Below are 19,786 nucleotides of genomic sequence, written 5' to 3' on the forward strand. Positions count from 1 at the left end.
CGAACACAAGGGACACCGCTGTGCCGAAAACGACCCTTCTGTACCCATTGCAGTCCGCCGACGTGGGCCCCATGGCCGCCTACGGACGAATCGCCGAACGCTTCGGCATCCGGCTGTGGTGCGGACAGTCCATGCAGATCGAAACCCACGCCCTGTTCGCCGCCCTCACCGGGATGGGCGTCCAGGTCAGCTTCGGCACCTCCGTCGTCCTCACCCCCCTCCGCCACCCGTACCACGCCGCCGTCGAGGCCCGCAGTATCGCCGCGCTGTCCGGACAGCCCTTCACCGCCGGTTTCGGCCCCAGCGGAACGAGCTTCCAGACCAACATGTACGGGGCCAGACTCGACAAGCCCGTCGCCCACACCGTCGACTTCGTCACCAAGGTCAGAGCACTCCTGGACGGCACCCCCGTCGCCATGGCACCGGGCGGACCCGAGATGGAGCTCCTGCCCCTGGACGACACTCCCGACATCGAGGTCGGCATGGGCGTCCTGCGCCCCGCGATGGCACGGGCAGCCGGCCGCCACTCCGACGCCGCGATCACCTGGCTCACCCCGCCCGGTCTCCTCTCGGACCACCTCGTGCCCGCCGCCGACAAGGCCGCTCGCGAAGCGGACCGCAAAGCGCCGCGGTTCGTCACCGTGGTGCAGGTCGCCGTCACCCGCCCCGGACGCGACATGGACCTCGTCGCCTACAACGGCACCCACCAGCACCTCTCGCTGCCCCACTACGTCGACATGCTCCAGCGCTCCGGCCTGCCCGTCGTCCACGGCGACCCCACCGCCTCGGCCCGAACCCTTCTCGACGCGGGCGTCGTCGTCACCGGCACCCCCGACGACATCGCCGAACAGCTCACCGTCTGGCACGACGCCGGGGCCGACGAGATCATCCTCAACACTTCCGGTGTCCTCATCACCGCGGGCCTGGGCGAAGCCCTCCGCGACACCACCGACATCCTCACCGCCGTGGCGGAACGGGCCGCGGGATGAGCACCCCGGCACCGGAGTTCACCGGCGAACGGCTCATCGTCATGGCCACCGGCGGCATCCAGACCACGCTCCTTCCCACCTGGCTGGACTGGTTGCACACCCACTACCCCGCCACACAGATCCGCTGCGTGCTGACCCCCTCGGCCCTGCGGTTCACCACACCCCTCGCCTGCTCCGTATTCAGCGGCGGACAACAGCCGTTCACCGACACGTGGAACCAGGACGTCGACCATGCCGTGCATGTGGAACTCGCCGAATGGAGCGACGGCATCATCGTCCACCCCGCCACGTTCCACACGGTCGCGCGCCTCGCCCTGGGCATCGCCGACACCCCGATGATGCTGGCCCTGCAATGCACGTCCGCACCCGTCGTCATCTGCCCCGCGTTGCCTCCCGGTGGAGCCGACAGCCCGGCCTACCACTCCCACACCGCCACCCTCGCTGAACGCCCTCACACCACCGTGCTGCCCCCGACCCAGGGAGTCAGCGCGACCACGGGCCACACCGAGATCGGCACCGCCGCGTTCTTCCCCCACGCCCTCACCGCGCTCCAGGACCTCAGGGAGACCCTGTGACGAACGGTGAAACCGTCGCCCAGTACACCACCGGAATGGCCCGGACCACGGTGACGCGAACCGCCACGGGCTTCCTGTGGACACGACGCCCCGGAAAGGACGTACGCACCGAACCCCAGCACCAACCCGGCCCGGTCCCCGAGGACTTCACCCACCGCGCGTCCGCTGCCTCCAGCGACCACTTCACCTTCGCCGTCCCCGACACGTGGAACAACGGCGCCTACACCTGGAACGCACCCGGCCCACGCAGCGCGGCCCAGACCCTGCTGGACGGCACACCGCACGACCCCGACGCCTCGGCCCGGATCGCCCACACCTACGGTCGGCACCTCAGGACCTTCCACGGCACCGGTGTCACCGACGGCACCACCTATCCGGCCCCGCGCTACCCCACCCGGCTCGCCAACTGGATACGCACCGCCGCCGGGACCCGCGCGGCCCCCGCCTTCCACACGATCCTGCGAGACGGTCTCGGCACACAGCGCTGGAGCAAGCTCACCGCCTACGCCCACGAGGCGACATCCCGGTCCGGACACCTGACCGTCGTCATCGGATGGGCAACCCTGGGAAGCCTCATCACCGTCGACAACCCCGAACCCACACAGCCTGTGGCCCTGCTCTGCGGGCCCGAAGGCGCCCTCGCCGCACCAGAAATCGACCTCGGCTGCGTCTTGGGCGAACTCCACGAGATCGCCGCGTCCCTCACCGCCCGCACCATGCTCAGCAAGCCGGTCACCGCATGGCGCAACGCACTGCTGAACGGCTACGGAACACCACTGGACACCGCCAGAACAGCACGGACAGCCGTCGTCCGGATCGCCGCCCACGCCCACGACTTCGCTGCATACGTGGGATTCCACACCGAACTCCACACCTACGTCGGCATGCTCGCCGACCTGCTGGACAACGAGGGAACGCAGACCCTAGCCCAGGAGACCTGATGAGTCAGACCACCCAGATACGGCTACTCAAAGAAATCACCCGCCATCCCGCAGCGCTGACCATTTCCCTGCTCACCGGCCTGCTCTCGACCGCCGGATCCCTGGCCGTACCCCTGATCACCCGTCAGGTCATCGCCGACGTGTCCGCCGGACGCTCAGTGAACTGGCTCGTCATAGGAGCCTTCGCCATCGCCCTGGCATCGGCCGCGGCCCAGGGTGGATCGGCCTATCTGCTGGCCCGCATCGGCTCCCACATGGTCTACCGCATACGCGTGGCCGTCATGAGCCACATCCTGCGCCTGCCCGTCCAGCACATCAAAGCCGAAGGGGCCGGAGCCCTCACCTCTCGCATCACCTCCGACGCGCTCATGCTGCGCCAGGTCATCGACGTCGGTCTTGCGCAGATGCCGGCCTCCGCGCTGCTGGTGGCCGCCTCCATCGCCGCAATGGCCTGGCTGAACTGGCTGCTGACCCTCGTATCAGCCGGTGTGTTCGCCCTGGTCGGGATAGCCATCGTGTTCATGTTCAAGTGGATCAAAGCCAACGCGATCGAACAGCAGACGGCGCTCGGTAGCATCGCCGGACGCTTCTCCTCCCACCTCGACGCCATCACCACCATCAAAGCGTCGGGCGCCGAGGACACCGTCGAAGAGGACCTGTCCCGCGAAGCGGATCGCGTACGGCGCATCGGCCTGACCGGCGACGTCCTGCAAGCGGCGATTCTGCCCGTCCTCGCCGGCGGGCAGCAGGTCGCGCTGCTCGCCATCATCCTCGTCGGAAGCGTCCAGATGTCCCACGGCACACTGAGCGTCGCCTCCTTCTCCGCTTTCGTGCTGTACCTGCTGCAACTGGCCGCCCCGGTCATGCTGCTGTTCACCGGATTCGGACGGCTGCGCATCGGACAGGCCGTCAAGGAACGCTTCAACACCCTGCTCGCCACACCACGCGAACAGGACGGCCAACAGCCGGAGACGCGTCGCCCGGCAACCCACTACAACACCGGCATCGTGTTCGACAAGGTCTCCTACGGCTACCCGGGCACTGAGCAACAGGCCATCACCGACCTGTCGTTCTTCGTACCGCGTCATGGCCTGACGACCTTGGTCGGCCCCTCCGGCGCGGGCAAGAGCACCGTACTGTCCCTGATAGAGCGCTTCACCACTCCCCAACGGGGCCACATCTACATCCTCGGCACCGACATCCACGCCTGGCCACTCCACGACCTGCGCCGGAACATCACCTACGTCGACCAGGCGTTCACGCTCCTGCAGGCGAGCATCCGCCAGAACCTGTCCCTCCAGCGCAAAGAGCCCATCGCCGACAGTGAACTGTGGGAAGCACTCGAATCCGTGGGCCTGACCGCCGCCGTCACAGCGCTCCCCGACCAACTGGACACGGTCATCGGCGCGGAAACAGACCTTTCAGGAGGCCAGCGCCAGCGTCTCGCGCTCGCGCGAGCCCTGCTCTCGGACACCGAGCTGGTCATCCTGGACGAACCCACCAGCCAGCTCGACGGAATCAACGAAGACCGCTTCCGCTCCCTCATCGAAGACCTGGCCCGCACCAGGGCGGTCCTCGTAGTGGCCCACCGCCTGTCCACCGTCCGCAGCGCCAGACACGTGATCATGCTGGACGAGGGCGGCCTGGTGAAGGAAGGCCCTCACGACGTCCTGCTGGAGAACTGCGAGCCGTACCGAGAACTGCACGCGGCACAGACCCTGACGTAACGGAAGCCTCCCCCTGACGGCGAGGGGGCTTTCCTGTGCTCCCGGTGTTCTTCGTGATCGCCGGCCTCAAAGTAGATCTGTCCGACCTGGACGCCTCTGGGCTGGGAGACCTCGCCCTGATCCTGGTCGCGGCAATCGGCGGGAAGTCTGCCGGCGTGTTCTCCGGCGCGAGAATCAACGGGTGGACAAGCGGGAGTCCGCTGCTCTCGCCACCCTCATGAGCACGCGGGGACTGACCGAGCTGATCGTTCTCAGGCGTCGGCCAACAACTCGGTGTGCTAGACGGCAAACTGTATTCGCTGATGGTCGCGATGGCCGTTCTGACCACCATCATGACCGGTCCTCTGCTGCGGCTGATCCGGCCCGCACCCGATCGCCGACGTGGCTTCGACTCCGCAGCCGTGCACTCAACCCTGCCTGAATCCGCTGCCCCTGCGGTGGAGCGTCTGAACCGCTCGTAAGAGAACTGGTGATACGGCGTTCGCACCGGGACTTGTCAGGGGCTAGTTCCAGGACAGGCAGGGCGAGAGGTCTTGAGCCCAGATCCACAGTGCCGGTTCCCCAGACTGCAGATGCTGTCCTTCAGGCACACCAGGCGGCGGCTCACCCGTCGGCGTGCCACTTCCCGAGTCGTGGGCGCCAGGTGGTCTCGGTCCGCATGCCTTCCGTGCGGAGGTCCGCCAGCGACAGATCGGTTTCTATGCGGAACAGTACGAGGTCGATGGGTGTCAGGCGCAGGGTGCGGACGGTGATCGTGCCCTCGGTTCGGCGGGGCACGGCCAGCTCCACGCATCGCTCTGGATCGGCGACGCCCGCCAGCCGTCTTCGGGCAGCAGCCGCACGGTCAGCACGCCGGGACCACCAACTCCGCCCAGACGAGGGCTGCGACCAGGGCGGCCAGTGCGCTGCCGTCGGGGCCGGTGGCGGTGTGGACGATGTCGCGGGCCGCGCTGCGCAGCGCGTGGGCAGCGCTGTCCTCGGCCCGTATCTGGGAGTGCTGGGCTCGGGCGAACGCCTTGGCGGCGGCGTGGAGTTCGGCGCGCAGGGTGTCGGGGGCTTTCTGGGCGGTGGTTTCCAGTAGTTCACCGAGGGCGGTGACGTGGGCCTGGGCGTGGGTGTCGTCGGCGAGGTCGGTGTGGAGGGTGTCGAGGGCCTCGGTGACCTGCTGCCAGGGTGTGCTGGGGCGGCTGCGGCGGGCGGTGGGGTGTTCTTCGGGCCGGCTGGATTCGAGGCGGGCCTTGATTTTGGGCAGGGAGAGGTCGGGGGCGATCTTGCCTCCGGGGTGGAAGATCTGCTCCCCGGCCTCGTTGAGGTCGCCGGGGCGGCCGGCGGCGTAGCCGAGGAGGTCTCCTGACGGGCCGCGCCGGGCCTGGACCTCGATGCCGTCGGCTTGCAGGTAGGCGATGAATTCCTCGGCGTTGGTCACGTGCGGGATGGCGGCGCGGATGCGGTCCTGGAGCCACTCGCGGCTGGGCTGCTCCCAGCCGAGCCGGTTGGCCTTGTGCATCTCGGCCTGGGTGGGCCGGCGGGTGCCGGTGCGGTCGCCCTTCTTCAGTCGGCGCAGCCCGTAGTCCTTCTCGATCTCGCGGCAGGCGTCGCCGACGCGCAGGCCGCTGTCGTGGAGTGTGGGGCGGCGGCCGTCTTCACGCACGGTGGTGGCGAGGATGTGGATGTGGTCGTCGGCGTGGCGTACGGCGATCCAGCGGCAGCCGATCCGCAGGCCACAGGCACATCCGCTCACGCATCGCTCACGCACGGGCCGGAAAACGAAGCAGCGCCCGAGCCAGCCGAAGCCGACCCGGACGCTGCCTATCAGGTCAGAGGGGGTTTTCCCCTCCCCCGCAGCCGTAGACCCTGTGGGACTCGAACCCACAACCAATGGATTAAAAGTCCACTGCTCTGCCAATTGAGCTAAGGGTCCACGCACCGGCCCGTATCGATCCCGTGCCGATGCAACCCCGAGCATAGCCGGACGTGGCCGGGACTCCGATCGGGTATCGGGGACCCGGCCACGCCAAAAGCGTGCAAGGTCATGGATCGACCGGTTCGGGCGCGCCCTTGCGGGCCTCCTCGCGGGCGATGGTGCGTTGGTGGTCGGGATTGAGGAACCAGTGGCGCGCCGAGGCCAGCCACCAGGTCGCCGCGAAGCCGAGGACGACCAGGACGGCGATCGGCGCGTAGTTGAAGGTCTCCCAGGTGACCGGCGAGACCTGGGGCAGCATGAACAGGACGGTGATCACACCCACCCAGGCGACCGCGACGACGCCCACGAGCCGGGACCAGCGGCCCAGGTGCCAGGGCCCCCGTTCGAAGGCCTCGCCCTTGCGCACCCGCAGCAGCGTCGGGATGACGTAGGCGACGTAGAGCCCGATGACCGCGATCGAGGTCACCGCCGCGTAGGCCGCATAGTTGATCAGGTACGGGAGGCCGAGCACCAGCGCTGCCAGCGCCGCCAGCCACACCGCCGCCACCGGTGTCCGCGTGCGCGGGCTGACGGTGTGCCACACATGCGAGAAGGGCAGCGCGCCGTCGCGCGAAAAGGCATAGATCATGCGGCTGTTGGCGGTGACCGACGCCATCCCGCAGAAGAGCTGCGCACCGATCACCACCAGGAGCAACAGCTTGCCCGCCGTGGCCCCCAGCGCGTCGAGCAGGATCTGCGCCGGGGGCGCGCCGGTCGCCGAGCCCAGCTCCTTGTCGTACGACTGGATGGCGAAGGTGAAGCCGAGAAGCAGGACGAATCCGGCTATCCACGATGTCCAGATGGACTGCACGATGCCCTTCGGGCCGGCCGTGGACGCGTCGTGGGTCTCCTCCGTCATGTGGGCCGAGGCGTCGTACCCGGTGAAGGTGTACTGGGCCATCAGCAGGCCGATGAGGACGACGTACACACCGCTGCCCCAGCCCGTGTTGTTGACGAACTTCGTGAACACGAAGGACGTCGACTGGTGGTGGTCCGGCACGAAGGCGAGCGCGCCCACGATGACCGCGACGCCCACCACGTGCCACCACACGCTGATGCTGTTGAGCAGGGCGACGATCCGTACGCCGAAGGTGTTCAGGAGGCCGTGCAGGACCAGGATCCCGGCGAAGAGGAGGACCGTGCGGCCCGGCGTCACCTCGAAGTCGAACTGGAGGTTCAGATAGGCGCCGAGGAACGAGGCGGCGCCGAAGTCGATGCCCGCGGTCACCGCGACCTGACCGAGGACGTTGAACCATCCCGTGAACCAGGCCCAGGCGGCGGCCGTACGGGACGGGGCAAGCCGGTGCGCCCAGAAGTACAACCCGGCGGAGGTGGGATAGGCCGAACAGATCTCGGCCATGGACAGCCCGACGAACAGCGTCATCAGTCCTACCGCGACCCAGCCCCAGGTGATCACGGCTGGGCCGCCGGTGTTCATGCCGAACAGATACAGCGTCAGACAGCCCGACAGGACCGAGATGATCGTGAAGGAGACCGCGTAGTTGGAGAACGCCGACATGCGGCGGGCGAGAACCTGCGTGTAGCCGAGCTGGGCAAGCCGTTCTTCGTCCGACAGCCCACTCGCTACGGCGTCATCTGTCATGCCCCCAGCGATTCCCTCGCCGAGGGCATGACATGCGCCCGGCGATTGGCCAAAAAAGGCCCTCGCAGCTCTGCCGGCCGCTCGCGATCCCCACCCGTGAGCCGAACGGCCCGTTCCCCTTGCCGTCGTTGCGGTAGAGGTTGCCCGTGGTGTCACTCACGACCAGGTCTTTCTTCCCGTCGCCGATGACGTCCCCGACGTCGGCTCCGCGGCGGCACGGGCACCGACCACACAAGCCGGCTGATCCGGCCGGTGGTCCACAGAAAAGTGGCCCCCACCCGAACCCGGGTGGGGGCCACTTCACTACGTCACTCGGCGTCAGCCGTTGCGCTTCCAGCGCGGCTTCTCGTCGCGGCGGAAGGAACCGGTGCCGGTGCCGGTGCCGCGGTGGTCGTCACGACGGCCGTTCGGGCGGTCGTGGCTGCCGGAGCGGAAACCGCTGGAGGGGCGGTTGTCCTGGCGGTCGCGGTTGAAGGGACGGTCGCTGCCACGGTGGCCGCCACGGTCGTCGCGGCGCTCGAAGGAACGCCCGCCACGGTCGTTGTCACGGCGGAACCCACCACGGTCGTTGTCACGACGCTCGTCACGGCGGAAGCCGCCACGGTCGTTGTCGCGGCGCTCGAAGGAACGGCCACCACGGTCGTCACGGTTGGAGCCACCGCGGTCGTCACGGTTGAAGCCGCCACGGTTGTCGTCACGACGCTCGAACGAACGGCCACCACGGTCGTCACGACGGTCGCGGTTGAAGCCGCCACGGTTGTCGTCACGACGCTCGAACGAACGGCCACCACGGTCATCGCGACGGTCGTCACGGCGGAAGCCGCCACGGTCGTTGTCACGACGGTCGCGGTTGAAGCCGCCGCGGTTGTCGTCACGACGCTCGAACGAACGGCCACCACGGTCGTCGCGACGGTCGTCACGGCGCTCGTAGTTGCCCCGCTCGTCCCGGCGCTGACGCGGCTGCTCGTACGCCGGACGCTCGGCGGGCTGCTCGGACACGGCGGGAACCTCGGCGGGAGCCTCGGTCACGGCCTGCTCGACGACGGCCTCGGCGGCGGCGGCGAGCGCGGCCTCCGGGTCCTCGCCCCGCTCGCGCGCGGCACGGGCGATCAGCCGGTCGGCCTCCCCACGCAGCTCGGCCGCACGACGCTGCGCGCGCTCCAGCTCCTTGGTGAGCTGCGAGACCTCGCGCTCGGCCTGCTGGGCGGCGTCGCCCGCCGACTGGGCCTGGACCTCGGTCATCGAGCGGGCGCCGGTGATCTCGGCGACCTCGGGCTCGAAGGCCGTACCGGAGTTGATGATGTGACGCGCGGCGTCGACGCCCGCGTCCTCCATCAGCCGGAAGATCTGCCGGCGCTGGTGCGGCAGCGACAGCGACACGACGGTGCCGGAACGGCCCGCGCGAGCGGTACGCCCGGAGCGGTGCAGGTAGTCCTTGTGGTCGCCGGCCGGGTCCACGTTCAGGACCAGGTCGATGCCGTCCACGTGGATACCGCGGGCGGCGACGTCGGTCGCGACGAGCGCGTTGACGTAACCGTCCTTGAAGTCCGCCAGCGTCCGGGTCCGGGCGCCCTGGGTCATGCCGCCGTGCAGCGCGTCGGCCTTCACACCGGCGTCGCGCAGCTGCTCGGCGATACGGTCGGCGCCCAGCTGGGTACGGACGAAGATGATCGTGCGGCCCTTGCGGGAGGCGATCGCGGCGGTGACCGGCGCCTTGTCCTTGGGCTTCACGATGAGGATGTGGTGCGACATGGTCGTGACGGCGCCCTGGGCGGCGTCGACCTCGTGCGTGACGGGGTTGCTCAGGTAGCGCTTGACCAGCGTGGAGATCTCGTTCTCCATGGTGGCCGAGAACAGCATGCGCTGACCGCCGGCCGGGATCTGGTCGAACAGCTCGGTGACCTCGGGCAGGAAGCCCAGGTCGGACATCTGGTCGGCCTCGTCGAGGACGGCGACCTGGACGTTCTCGAGGGAGCAGGCTCCGCGGTTGATGACGTCGCGCAGTCGGCCCGGGGTGGCGACGAGGATGTCGACGCCGCGCTCCAGGGCGTAGATCTGGTTGCCCATCGACGTACCGCCGCAGACGACCTTCATCTTCAGGCCGAGGACGTCGCCGTACGGCTGCAGCGCGTCCGCGACCTGCATGGCGAGCTCACGGGTCGGGGTGAGAATGACGGCGCGCGGCTTCTTCTTCTCGGTGTGGCCGCCGGCGAGCTGCGCCAGGGTCGGCAGACCGAAGGAGAGCGTCTTGCCGGAGCCGGTGCGGCCGCGGCCGAGGATGTCCTTGCCGGCCAGGGCGTCCGGGATGGTCGCGGCCTGGATCGGGAAGGGGGTGGTCACGCCGTTCTGCGCGAGCTTGCGGACGACGCCCTCGGGCAGACCGAGGTCCGCGAAGGTGACCTCGGGAGCGGACTCGACGGTGTCGACGATCTCGACGGCTTCGTTGCCCTCGTTGTTGTTCTCGGGCACGACGACGTGATCAGTACTGGAAACAGACATGCGAAATGCGAACCTTCCGGAGTTCTTCGGCACGCGCCCAAACTCCGTGAAGTCGCAATCGACCGCCTCTATGCGGTCCGGCCACGGCAAGGGAGAGTACGCGCCACACGCGGCGCTCTCTGCGTTGGCGCCGGGCAAATGGGATCAAACGATCTACCACCATACGCACCTCCCACCCCCGAAGGCAAACTGAGCCCCGATGCCGCAGGTCAGGACTACTTCTCCGACCGAAGCGCCCCCGCCAGGGGCACGGAGAACCGCGCGACCGGCCCCCAAGTACCGGCAGTCCAGAGAACCACCCGAGGGGGTCTGGGGGCGACAGCCCCCGGACAAGGGATTGGGCAGGGGCGGCGGGGGCGAAAGGCCCTAGACCGGCACTCCCGCCTCGGGCGCCGGCTCCCGCTCCACCAGCTGGGTCGCCTGCTCGTGTGCCGAGGACGACGGCTCGGCCGTGGCCGGATCGGACGCCGGCGGCGACGCCGGGGGCGGAGGCGAAGGCGTCGGCTCCGCGGTGGTAGGCGCGGGACTCGGCACCCCCTGCGGCGGTGCGGGCACCTCCGTCCGCCCCTTCCCGCCCTTGCCCGGGGCCTTGGCGGACGGCTTCGCACCCCCGGAGGCCGACGCCGACACAGAAGCGTCCCCGGACGCGGACTCACCGGGCTTCGGGGAGGCGGACCCCTTCGCGTGCTTCCCCCCACGGAACCCGGCACCGCCCCCGCTCACCGCGGAACCGCCGTCGGGCGCCTCCCCGGCCCGCTGCCCCGCCGAGTGGGCGGGCCCGGGCTGCTTCCCGTCGTCACCCACGCTCATACAGCCGGCGGCCGCGACTACGACCATGATCGTGGCGGCCAGACGGACGGGTACGTACAAGGTGCGCACGGGCAGCCACCTCCGAGGGCGGAACGGGTGTCCCCCTGCCCAACTCCCGCCGCCCACAAGAAGACACGCGTCCCGACACGCCAACCAAGCGGAACGGGCGAACGTCAGCCGTACCCGAGCGCGTGCAACCGCGCGTCATCGATCCCGAAGTGATGGGCGATCTCATGAACCACGGTCACTTCGGTCTCCGCGACCACGTCCTCGCGCGTGTCGCACATCCGCAGAGTCGGCCCCCGGTAGATCGTGATCCGGTCGGGCAGCACCCCCGCGTACCACTCCCCACGGTCCGTCAGCGGAGTCCCCTCGTACAGCCCGAGCAGCTCGGGATCCTCGGCGGGCGGTTCGTCCTCGACGAACACCGCCACGTTGTCCATCAGCCGCGTCAGCTCCGGCGGAATTCGGTCCAGGGCCTCGGCGACCAGTTCCTCGAACTCCTCGCGCGTCATCTCCAGCACACGGCCATTGTCCGGCACGACGCCGCCGCAGGAGAGTCGACGACAGCGCCGTATGCGCATCACGACGACCGCGTACGGGCCTCGTGAGGACGCCGTACGAGAGCCACGGCGAGCGCGTACGGGCGTCACAGCGACCGCGTACGAGGCCCATGGCGACGCCGAGAATCACCGCCCCCGCGTCCGGGAGTCACGACCCGCCCGACAGCGGGGACGCGCGCCGCATACCCACCCGCACACTTGGGCATACGGGACCAATGGCCCGCTTCCCCGCTGCCGTAACCGCCGCCGCGCACCGCATACGAAGCCGCGCCCGGACGGCGGTCCGTCCCCTGACCCGCCGCTACCGCGACCGCCGCGCGCTCCCCGCGGTCGAGCTCGTCCCCCAGCCGCACCCCTACCCCCGCGCGCTCGGCCTGCTCTGCGTCGTCCTCCTCGGCGCCTGGCTGGGACTGCTGATCGTGGGGAACGTACGCGTCCCGGTCGGGCCCATGAACACCACCATGACCCTGCGCCCCTCGCTCGCCGGCGGCACGAAGATCAACGTCTCCCCGCTGGGCGCACTGGAGCTGCGCAGCCACGAAGCCCCGATCCGCCTCGACGTGGACGTCGATCAGCTCGACCCGGTGCGCGCCCAGGCGCTGGTCGACCACCCGGAGCGGTTGTCCGGCCTCCAGGACGAGGTCGCGCACGACGTCGAACACGGCACCCTCGACCTGGCCGTACGGTCCTGCATCGCGGTCGTCTCCGGCGCCACCGCACTCGGGCTCGCGGTCTACCGCCGCCCGCGCCGCGCCCTCGCCGCGGGCGGCCTGGCTCTCACCCTGCTGGCCGCGTCCGGAGCGACGGCGTTCGCCACCTGGAACCCGAACTCGGTCCTGGAGCCGAAATTCTCCGGGCTCCTCTCCTCGGCGCCCTCCCTGGTCGGCAACGCCCGCAGCATCGTCAGTGAATTCGACGTCTACCAGAAGGAGTTGGCGCGCCTGGTGACGAATGTGACGAAGCTGTACGACGTCACGTCCACGCTCCCGACGTATCGGCCCGACCCGTCCACGATCCGGGTCCTGCACGTCTCGGACATCCACCTCAACCCGGCGAGCTGGAAGATCATCGCCTCGCTCGTGAAGCAGTACGACATCAACGTGATCGTCGACTCCGGCGACACGATGGACCACGGCACCGCGGCCGAGAACGGCTTCCTGGACCCCATCGCGGACCTCGGAGCCCCGTACGTCTGGGTCCGCGGCAACCACGACTCCCTCCTCACCCAGCGCTACCTGGAGCACATGAAGAACGTGCACGTCCTGGACGACGGCCGGGCAGTCACGGTCGCGGGACTGCGCTTCGCGGGCATCGGCGATCCGCAGTTCACCCCCGACCGCGCCGTCACCCCGGGCGGCAACCCGGCGGAGGAGCTCGCGGGCGCCCGCCTGGCGTCGGCGCTGCACGACCAGCGGGTGGCGGGCACCCCTGTCGACATCGCCATCGCCCACGAGCCGTCGGCGGCGCGCGGGACGGACGGCGAGGTCCCGATGGTGCTGGCCGGCCACCTCCACCACGAGGAGATGGAGGTCATGAAGTACGGCACCCGCCTGCGCGTCGAAGGCTCGACGGGCGGCAGCGGCCTGCGAGCCGTCGAAGGCAAGTACCCCGACCCCATCGAGGCCTCGATCCTCTACGTGGACCGCGACACCCGCCGTCTGCAGGCCTGGGACGAGATCGAGCTGGGCGGCCTGGGTCTGACAACCGCCGAGGTCAGCCGCCACCTGCCGAAGGAGAACCAGCCGGGGGCCGGCCTGCCCGCGCCCCAGTCCCCCACCCCCTCCGGAACCACCCGGTAAACCGTTTTGGCGATACCTCCCGCCATCCCATATGCTTCTCACGTCCCCGACGCGCTGAGAAGCGCCCAGGCGGGCCGATAGCCCTCATCGTCTAGCGGCCTAGGACGCCGCCCTTTCAAGGCGGTAGCACGGGTTCGAATCCCGTTGGGGGCACGCAGAACGGTGTGCGACACTGGTTTCGCTTGTTCGCACACAACAGCTTGGTCCTGTGGAGCAGTTTGGAGTGCTCGCCACCCTGTCAAGGTGGAGGCCGCGGGTTCAAATCCCGTCAGGACCGCTGAAGTTCCGTAAGGGACTTCGTGGCTGGGTAGCTCAGTTGGTACGAGCGATCGCCTGAAAAGCGATAGGTCGCCGGTTCGACCCCGGCCCCAGCCACAACCTGAAGGCCCCGTCCATACGGACGGGGCCTTCGTCGTGCCTGCCCGGAACCCGATGGGCACCACCACCCTCCGGCTCGACTTGGCATGTCCCCGGCACGGCGCTACGTTCGGCCTGGCCGAAGCAGCGCTTACTGGTGGGGGGACCATGACGACCAGCCCTGATGAGTCAAAAACCGCCTCCCAAGCCGGGCCGGACGCCGCATCGCAAGGCGGGTCGGGCGCCGTGGCGCCGGCCGCGGGTGAGTCGAAGGTCACGGGTGAGCTGAGGCTGGAGCGGGACCGTGCGCTCTTCGGGCTGATAGCCGTCGGGCTGAGCAATGTCGTGATCGCGGCGATCGCCGGGGTCGCCGTGTGGCAGCTGAACGGCGACAAGTCGGTCGCCCTCGGCGTCATCAGCGCCGCCTTCACGGCTGTCAGCACGATGACCACCGCATATCTCGGTATCAAGGCCGTCTCCAACACCGCGAAGGCCATGTCGCAGCGCGACACATCACCCCGCGACCAGGCCTGACCGAAGGTCGCACGCCCCCAGCCGGAGCCGCCGGGCGCAAAAGCGTTCGCCAGGTATTTCGGCGAGGTGAGATCCTGGACCGCGTATGTCTACGCATCCTGCCCCCGCCCTCGGCGATCTCGCCCCCCGTCTGGCCGAGCTGTCCCTGCGCGACGCGCACCGGCTCGGGCGCAGGCTCGAAGGCGCGCGCAAGATCCGCAAGCCCGAGGCCCGCTCCGCCGTGCTCGCCGAGATCGATGCGGAGGTCGCCAAGGGCGAGCTCCGCATGGCCGAACGCCGTACCCGCGTACCCGCCGTCACGTATCCCGAGCAGCTCCCGGTCAGCCAGAAGAAGGACCAGATCGCGGAGGCCATACGCGACCACCAGGTCGTCATCGTCGCCGGTGAGACCGGGTCCGGTAAGACCACCCAGATCCCCAAGATCTGTCTCGAGCTGGGGCGCGGCGTCCGCGGCATGATCGGGCACACCCAGCCCCGTCGTATCGCCGCCCGTACCGTCGCCGAGCGCGTCGCCGAGGAACTGGACACTCCGCTCGGCGAAGCCGTCGGCTGGAAGGTCCGCTTCACCGACCAGGTGAACCAGGACGGCACCTTCGTCAAGCTGATGACGGACGGCATCCTGCTCGCCGAGATCCAGACCGACCGCGAGCTGCGCGCGTACGACACGATCATCATCGACGAGGCCCACGAGCGGTCCCTCAACATCGACTTCCTGCTGGGCTACCTCGCCCAGCTGCTCCCCAAGCGCCCGGATCTCAAGGTCGTCATCACCTCCGCGACCATCGACCCCGAGCGCTTCTCCCGGCACTTCGGCGACGCTCCGATCGTCGAGGTCAGCGGACGTACGTACCCCGTCGAGGTCCGCTACCGCCCCCTCCTCGAAGAGGACGGCGACGACGCCGACCGCGACCAGATCACCGCGATCTGCGACGCCGTCGAGGAGCTGCAGGGGGAAGGCAAGGGCGACATCCTCGTCTTCCTCTCCGGCGAGCGGGAGATCCGCGACACCGCCGACGCGCTGACCAAGAAGAACTATCGGTTCACCGAGGTCCTCCCCCTCTACGCCCGCCTCTCGCACGCCGAGCAGCACCGCGTCTTCCAGCCGCACACCGGACGCAGGATCGTTCTGGCGACCAACGTCGCCGAGACCTCGCTCACCGTCCCCGGTATCAAGTACGTCATCGACCCGGGCACCGCCCGGATCTCCCGCTACAGCCACCGCACCAAGGTCCAGCGGCTGCCCATCGAGCCGGTCTCGCAGGCCAGCGCCAACCAGCGCAAGGGCCGCTGCGGCCGCACGTCCGACGGCATCTGCATCCGGCTCTACTCCGAGGACGACTTCCTCGCCCGCCCGGAGTTCACGGACGCGGAGATCCTCCGTACGAACCTGGCGAGCGTCATCCTCCAGATGACCGCGGCCGGCCTCGGCGAGATCGAGAAGTTCCCGTTCATCGACCCGCCGGACCACCGCAACATCCGTGACGGCGTCCAACTCCTCCAGGAACTGGGCGCGTTGGATCCGACGGAGAAGGACCCGCGCAAGCGGCTCACGCAGACCGGCCGCAAGCTGGCCCAGCTGCCCGTGGACCCACGGCTCGCCCGGATGGTCCTGGAGGCCGACAAGAACGGCTGTGTACGCGAGGTCATGGTGATCGCGGCCGCGCTCTCCATCCAGGACCCGCGCGAGCGCCCGGCCGACAAGCAGACGCAGGCGGATCAGCAGCACGCCCGCTTCAAGGACGAGTCGTCCGACTTCCTCGCCTTCCTGAACCTGTGGCGGTACGTCCGCGAGCAGCAGAAGGAGCGGGGGTCGTCGGCGTTCCGCCGCATGTGCAAGCAGGAGTACCTGAACTTCCTGCGCATTCGCGAATGGCAGGACATCTACTCCCAGCTCCGCACGGTCGCCAAGCAGATGGGCATCCATCTGGAGGAGCCGTCGGCGGGTACTTCCGCGGCCGACCAGAGCGTCCACGTCTCCCTGCTCGCCGGCCTTCTCTCCCACGTCGGCATGAAGGACGTGAAGGAGGCCGGGGGGGAAGGCGGGAGAAACACAGCGAAGAACGAGTACCTGGGCGCGCGAAACGCGAAGTTCGCGATCTTCCCGGGCTCCGCCCTCTTCAAGAAGCCCCCGCGCTTCGTGATGTCCGCCGAGCTCGTCGAGACCTCCCGTCTCTGGGCCCGCGTCAACGCCAGGATCGAGCCGGAGTGGGTCGAGCCCCTGGCCGGGCACCTGCTGAAGCGCACGTACAGCGAACCGCACTGGGAGAAGGACCAGGCCGCGGTGATGGCGTACGAGAAGGTCACGCTGTACGGCGTACCGATCGTCGCCCAGCGGAAGGTCAACTACGGCCGGATCGATCCCGAGACCTCCCGCGAGCTGTTCATCCGCAACGCGCTCGTCGAGGGCGACTGGCGTACGCACCACAAGTTCTTCGCCGACAACCGCAAACTCCTCACCGAGGTCGAGGAGTTGGAACACCGCGCGCGGCGCCGGGACATCCTGGTCGACGACGAGACGCTCTACGACTTCTACGACCAGCGGGTGCCCGAGCACGTAGTGTCCGGGGCGCACTTCGACTCCTGGTGGAAGCACAAGCGGACCATCGAAGGCAGAGAGCCCGAACTCCTCGACTTCGAGCGCTCGATGCTCATCAACGAGAAGGCCGGGGCGGTCACGAAGGACGACTACCCCGACTCCTGGCGCCAGGGACGGCTGAAGTTCCGGGTGACCTACCAGTTCGAGCCGGGCGCGGACGCGGACGGCGTGACCGTCCACATCCCGCTCCAGGTGCTCAACCAGGTCACGGACGAGGGCTTCGACTGGCAGATTCCGGGCCTGCGGGAAGAGGTCGTCACCGAGCTCATCCGGTCCCTGCCGAAGCCGATCCGCCGGAATTACGTCCCTGCCCCGAACTTCGCGCAGAGGTTCCTGGAGCGGGCCGTGCCCCTCCAGGAGCCGCTGACCACGACGATGGCCCGCGACCTGAAGCGCATGGTCGGCGTCCCCCTCACGGCCGACGACTTCGACTGGTCCCGGGTCCCCGACCACCTCAAGATCACCTTCCGGATCGTCGACGAGCGGCGCCGCAAGCTCGCCGAGGACAAGGACCTTCAGGTGCTGCAGCTCCGGCTGAAGCCGAAGGCGCGCAAGGCGATCTCGCAGGCCGCGGCGGCGACCGCGGAACGCGCGGGCGGCGAGTCGCTGGAACGTACGGGGCTGCCGGACTGGACGATCGGTTCGCTGACGCGCCTCTTCGAGACCCGTCGCGCCGGCCAGCCGGTCAAGGCGTACCCGGCGCTGGTCGACGACGGCGACACCGTCTCCGTGCGGCTCTTCGACACGGAGGCCGAGCAGGCGCAGGCCATGTGGAAGGGCACGCGCCGGCTGATCCTGCGCAACATCCCGGTGAACCCCGGCAAGTTCGCCTCGGACAAGCTCACCAACGCCCAGAAGCTCGCCCTGTCCGCCAACCCGCACGGCTCGATCCAGGCCCTCTTCGACGACTGCGCGATGGCGGCCGCGGACAAGCTGATCGGGGACTTCGGGGGCCCCGCGTGGGACGAGGAGTCGTACCGGAAGCTGTACGACAAGGTGCGCGCCGAGATCGTCGACGCGACAGTCCGTACGGTGGGCCAGGTGCAGCAGGTGCTTGCCGCCTGGCAGGCCTGTCAGCGCCGTCTGAAGGCCATCAAGAGCCCGACGCTGCTGGCGAACCTCACGGACGTGCGGACGCAGCTGGACGCCCTCGTGAAGCCCGGCTTCGTCACGGCGACCGGGCTGCGCCGGCTTCCGGACCTGATGCGCTACCTGGTCGCCGCCGACCGCCGGCTGCAGCAGATGCCGACCAACGTCCAGCGGGACACCACGCGCATGGAGAAGGTCCACGAGATGCAGGACGAGTACGCCTGGCTCCTGGAGCAGCTGCCGCAGGGCCGGCCGATCCCCTCGTCGGTCCTGGACATCCGCTGGATGATCGAGGAGCTCCGGGTCAGTTACTTCGCACACGCGCTCGGTACGGCGTACCCCGTCTCGGACAAGCGCATCGTGAAGGCGATCGACGCGGCTGTCCCGTAACCGCTTCTGTACGTTGGGTGAGTTCGACCCCGGGGCCACCCTCCTGTACAGTCTCTTCTCGCAGCACAGCGCAGGAATGAGTTGCTGCGAAACCTGGTCCTGTGGAGCAGTTTGGAGTGCTCGCCACCCTGTCAAGGTGGAGGCCGCGGGTTCAAATCCCGTCAGGACCGCAGTGAACAAGGGCCCCGCATCCTTCTCGGATGCGGGGCCCTTGTCGTATGCGCCACCGGGGCCGACGCAGGGGTGTCTTTCTTCGCCCCCGCCGCCCCCACCCGTCCCGTGCCGGGGGCTCCGCCCCCAGACCCCCGGGTTGTTCTCTTGGCGCGGGCCGGTGGGGGCTCGTCGCGCAGTTCCCCGCGCCCCTTCAGCGGCGGCGGAGGCGAAACAAACCCGCCCGCCGGCCCCCCGCCGCCTTGACGGCGTCACATTCCGCCGGTACCCAGAAACCAGGGCCCCTCGATCCCTCGGAGGTGCGTATGGCGGCGACCGCTAGGCACGAGACGCGAGCTCTGCTCCGCGCCCACCTGTCGGCCGCCTCCGGGTACCGCCACCTGACGCGGCACTGCCCGATCTGCCACCAGCTCCTGCGGCTGGCCATGGAGCCCGCTCCATGGGGCGAGGAGGACCCCGAGAGCGCCCGCGAGGACGAAAGCCCCTCCAAGGCGTGACCGGAGGCGGCGGACCCGCTCAGCGGGCGGTGGGAGTCCGGAGGTGCGTCCGCCTGCGCGCGGCCTCAACTCCCTTAGCGCAGAAGCCCCGTGAGCAACAAGGACTGTGGCATGTGACGGGTGTCACCGCATAAGTTTTCAGAACCGCGGAACTTACACCCCACCTACAACTGGTCAATTTAATATGTGCAATTGCACCCTCTTCCGGGGGCGCCCACAGGAGATCCGACACCCCTCCCCAGACTCCGACAAGGCCGCTCACAGGCCGGCCGGCCGGGCACGAACAGGGCACAAAAAGATCGCGCTGGACCCGGCGGAGTCCAGCGCGATCTACGACGCACCCTTGTCACGTACCAAAGAAGCTTGGGCGTGGGTTCTGTTGGGGCAGGACCCGCGTCGCTTGGAGCTGTGGTTCGGACACCTCGGCGGGTTGGGGGACCTACCGAATTGCCCGGTTATGGAGTTGTTCAGGCCTCGCTGCGCTGCTGCGGGATACCCGCGAGCAGTGCGCGGACCTCAGCCTCGCGGTAGCGGCGGTGCCCGCCGAGCGTGCGGATGGACGTAAGCTTGCCGGCCTTCGCCCACCGCGTGACCGTCTTGGGGTCGACGCGGAACATCGTGGCGACCTCAGCCGGGGTCAGCAGCGGCTCGGCATCAGGGGTGCGAGCGGTCATGAGCGGCCT

At 69.0% G+C, this 19,786-nt stretch carries 16 protein-coding genes and 5 tRNA genes; 13 read left to right on the top strand and 8 right to left on the bottom strand.

Going from position 1 to position 19,786, the window contains the following annotated elements; all coding sequences use genetic code 11:
• Nucleotides 1–20: 20 nt before the first annotated feature.
• Genes OG390_RS24450 through OG390_RS24470 form a run of 5 tightly spaced genes read left to right on the top strand, consistent with a single transcriptional unit; the run spans nt 21 to nt 4,453 of the window.
• Nucleotides 21–989 carry an LLM class flavin-dependent oxidoreductase gene (locus OG390_RS24450; protein WP_406171050.1) on the top strand — a complete coding sequence of 323 codons (969 nt, stop codon included), beginning with the start codon at nt 21–23 and terminating at the stop codon, nt 987–989.
• Entirely contained in the window at nt 986–1,564 is a 579-nt protein-coding gene (locus tag OG390_RS24455; protein WP_406171052.1) for a flavoprotein, read from the top strand. The genes OG390_RS24450 and OG390_RS24455 overlap by 4 nt, the downstream gene beginning before the upstream one ends.
• Entirely contained in the window at nt 1,561–2,505 is a 945-nt protein-coding gene (locus tag OG390_RS24460) for a hypothetical protein (RefSeq protein WP_406171054.1), read from the top strand. The genes OG390_RS24455 and OG390_RS24460 overlap by 4 nt, the downstream gene beginning before the upstream one ends.
• The gene (locus tag OG390_RS24465) at nt 2,505–4,232 is read left to right on the top strand and encodes an ABC transporter ATP-binding protein (RefSeq protein ID WP_406171056.1); all 1,728 of its coding nucleotides are present in this window, start codon (nt 2,505–2,507) and stop codon (nt 4,230–4,232) included. The genes OG390_RS24460 and OG390_RS24465 overlap by 1 nt, the downstream gene beginning before the upstream one ends.
• Nucleotides 4,233–4,276: 44 nt before the next feature.
• Nucleotides 4,277–4,453 (top strand): hypothetical protein, encoded by a 177-nt coding sequence (locus OG390_RS24470; RefSeq protein WP_406171058.1) that lies wholly within the window; start codon nt 4,277–4,279, stop codon nt 4,451–4,453.
• A gap of 382 nt (nt 4,454–4,835) precedes the next feature.
• Here the strand turns inward: OG390_RS24470 and OG390_RS24475 are convergent, their stop codons facing one another.
• From OG390_RS24475 to OG390_RS24505, 7 genes are all read right to left on the bottom strand, one after another.
• Nucleotides 4,836–5,009 carry a hypothetical protein gene (locus OG390_RS24475; RefSeq protein WP_406171059.1) on the bottom strand — a complete coding sequence of 58 codons (174 nt, stop codon included), beginning with the start codon at nt 5,007–5,009 and terminating at the stop codon, nt 4,836–4,838.
• Between the two features lie 67 nt (nt 5,010–5,076).
• A complete protein-coding gene (locus tag OG390_RS24480) occupies nt 5,077–5,973 on the bottom strand; it encodes a hypothetical protein (RefSeq protein ID WP_406171061.1) in 897 nt (298 codons plus the stop codon).
• Between the two features lie 107 nt (nt 5,974–6,080).
• Nucleotides 6,081–6,153: transfer RNA gene (locus tag OG390_RS24485), tRNA-Lys, on the bottom strand.
• 109 nt (nt 6,154–6,262) lie between these two features.
• Entirely contained in the window at nt 6,263–7,798 is a 1,536-nt protein-coding gene (locus tag OG390_RS24490; protein WP_406171063.1) for an amino acid permease, read from the bottom strand.
• 318 nt (nt 7,799–8,116) lie between these two features.
• Complete coding sequence (locus OG390_RS24495) at nt 8,117–10,297, bottom strand: DEAD/DEAH box helicase (protein WP_406171065.1); 2,181 nt, start codon at nt 10,295–10,297, stop codon at nt 8,117–8,119.
• A gap of 366 nt (nt 10,298–10,663) precedes the next feature.
• Nucleotides 10,664–11,176 carry a hypothetical protein gene (locus OG390_RS24500; protein WP_406171067.1) on the bottom strand — a complete coding sequence of 171 codons (513 nt, stop codon included), beginning with the start codon at nt 11,174–11,176 and terminating at the stop codon, nt 10,664–10,666.
• A 104-nt stretch (nt 11,177–11,280) separates the two neighbouring features.
• A complete protein-coding gene (locus OG390_RS24505; RefSeq protein WP_369234815.1) occupies nt 11,281–11,631 on the bottom strand; it encodes a metallopeptidase family protein in 351 nt (116 codons plus the stop codon).
• Nucleotides 11,632–11,885: 254 nt separating this feature from the next.
• On the opposite strand from OG390_RS24505, the gene OG390_RS24510 reads away from it, so the two are divergent.
• The 8 genes from OG390_RS24510 to OG390_RS24545 all read left to right on the top strand — a co-directional run bounded on the left by OG390_RS24510 (nt 11,886) and on the right by OG390_RS24545 (nt 19,103).
• The gene (locus OG390_RS24510; protein WP_406171069.1) at nt 11,886–13,469 is read left to right on the top strand and encodes a metallophosphoesterase; all 1,584 of its coding nucleotides are present in this window, start codon (nt 11,886–11,888) and stop codon (nt 13,467–13,469) included.
• 80 nt (nt 13,470–13,549) lie between these two features.
• Nucleotides 13,550–13,622 (top strand) — tRNA-Glu (locus tag OG390_RS24515).
• 49 nt (nt 13,623–13,671) lie between these two features.
• Nucleotides 13,672–13,746 (top strand) — tRNA-Asp (locus tag OG390_RS24520).
• Between the two features lie 24 nt (nt 13,747–13,770).
• Nucleotides 13,771–13,844 (top strand) — tRNA-Phe (locus tag OG390_RS24525).
• A gap of 228 nt (nt 13,845–14,072) precedes the next feature.
• Nucleotides 14,073–14,360, top strand: coding sequence for a hypothetical protein (locus OG390_RS24530; protein WP_406171071.1), 288 nt, complete (start codon nt 14,073–14,075; stop codon nt 14,358–14,360).
• Between the two features lie 85 nt (nt 14,361–14,445).
• Entirely contained in the window at nt 14,446–18,435 is a 3,990-nt protein-coding gene (gene hrpA, locus OG390_RS24535) for an ATP-dependent RNA helicase HrpA (protein WP_406171073.1), read from the top strand.
• Nucleotides 18,436–18,530: 95 nt separating this feature from the next.
• A tRNA-Asp gene (locus OG390_RS24540) sits at nt 18,531–18,605 on the top strand.
• 306 nt (nt 18,606–18,911) lie between these two features.
• Nucleotides 18,912–19,103, top strand: a complete 192-nt coding sequence (locus tag OG390_RS24545; RefSeq protein WP_406171075.1) for a DUF6274 family protein — start codon at nt 18,912–18,914, stop codon at nt 19,101–19,103.
• A gap of 467 nt (nt 19,104–19,570) precedes the next feature.
• Here OG390_RS24545 and bldC read toward each other — a convergent pair whose 3' ends face one another.
• On the bottom strand, nt 19,571–19,777 hold the full coding sequence (bldC, locus tag OG390_RS24550) for a developmental transcriptional regulator BldC (RefSeq protein ID WP_003949541.1): 207 nt from the start codon (nt 19,775–19,777) through the stop codon (nt 19,571–19,573).
• Nucleotides 19,778–19,786: the final 9 nt, after the last annotated feature.

It is taken from the genome of Streptomyces sp. NBC_00996, from assembly GCF_045162675.1.
Taxonomy (GTDB): Bacteria; Actinomycetota; Actinomycetes; order Streptomycetales; family Streptomycetaceae; genus Streptomyces.

What these genes read in the sequence shown, in the direction of transcription:
- OG390_RS24455 (WP_406171052.1), top strand. Translation starts at nt 986, where the DNA reads ATGAGCACCCCGGCACCGGAGTTCACCGGCGAACGGCTCATCGTCATG.
- OG390_RS24465 (WP_406171056.1), top strand. Translation starts at nt 2,505, where the DNA reads ATGAGTCAGACCACCCAGATACGGCTACTCAAAGAAATCACCCGCCAT.
- OG390_RS24490 (WP_406171063.1), bottom strand. Translation starts at nt 7,798, where the DNA reads ATGACAGATGACGCCGTAGCGAGTGGGCTGTCGGACGAAGAACGGCTT.
- OG390_RS24495 (WP_406171065.1), bottom strand. Translation starts at nt 10,297, where the DNA reads ATGTCTGTTTCCAGTACTGATCACGTCGTCGTGCCCGAGAACAACAAC.
- OG390_RS24510 (WP_406171069.1), top strand. Translation starts at nt 11,886, where the DNA reads ATGGCCCGCTTCCCCGCTGCCGTAACCGCCGCCGCGCACCGCATACGA.
- hrpA (WP_406171073.1), top strand. Translation starts at nt 14,446, where the DNA reads ATGTCTACGCATCCTGCCCCCGCCCTCGGCGATCTCGCCCCCCGTCTG.
- OG390_RS24545 (WP_406171075.1), top strand. Translation starts at nt 18,912, where the DNA reads ATGGCGGCGACCGCTAGGCACGAGACGCGAGCTCTGCTCCGCGCCCAC.
- bldC (WP_003949541.1), bottom strand. Translation starts at nt 19,777, where the DNA reads ATGACCGCTCGCACCCCTGATGCCGAGCCGCTGCTGACCCCGGCTGAG.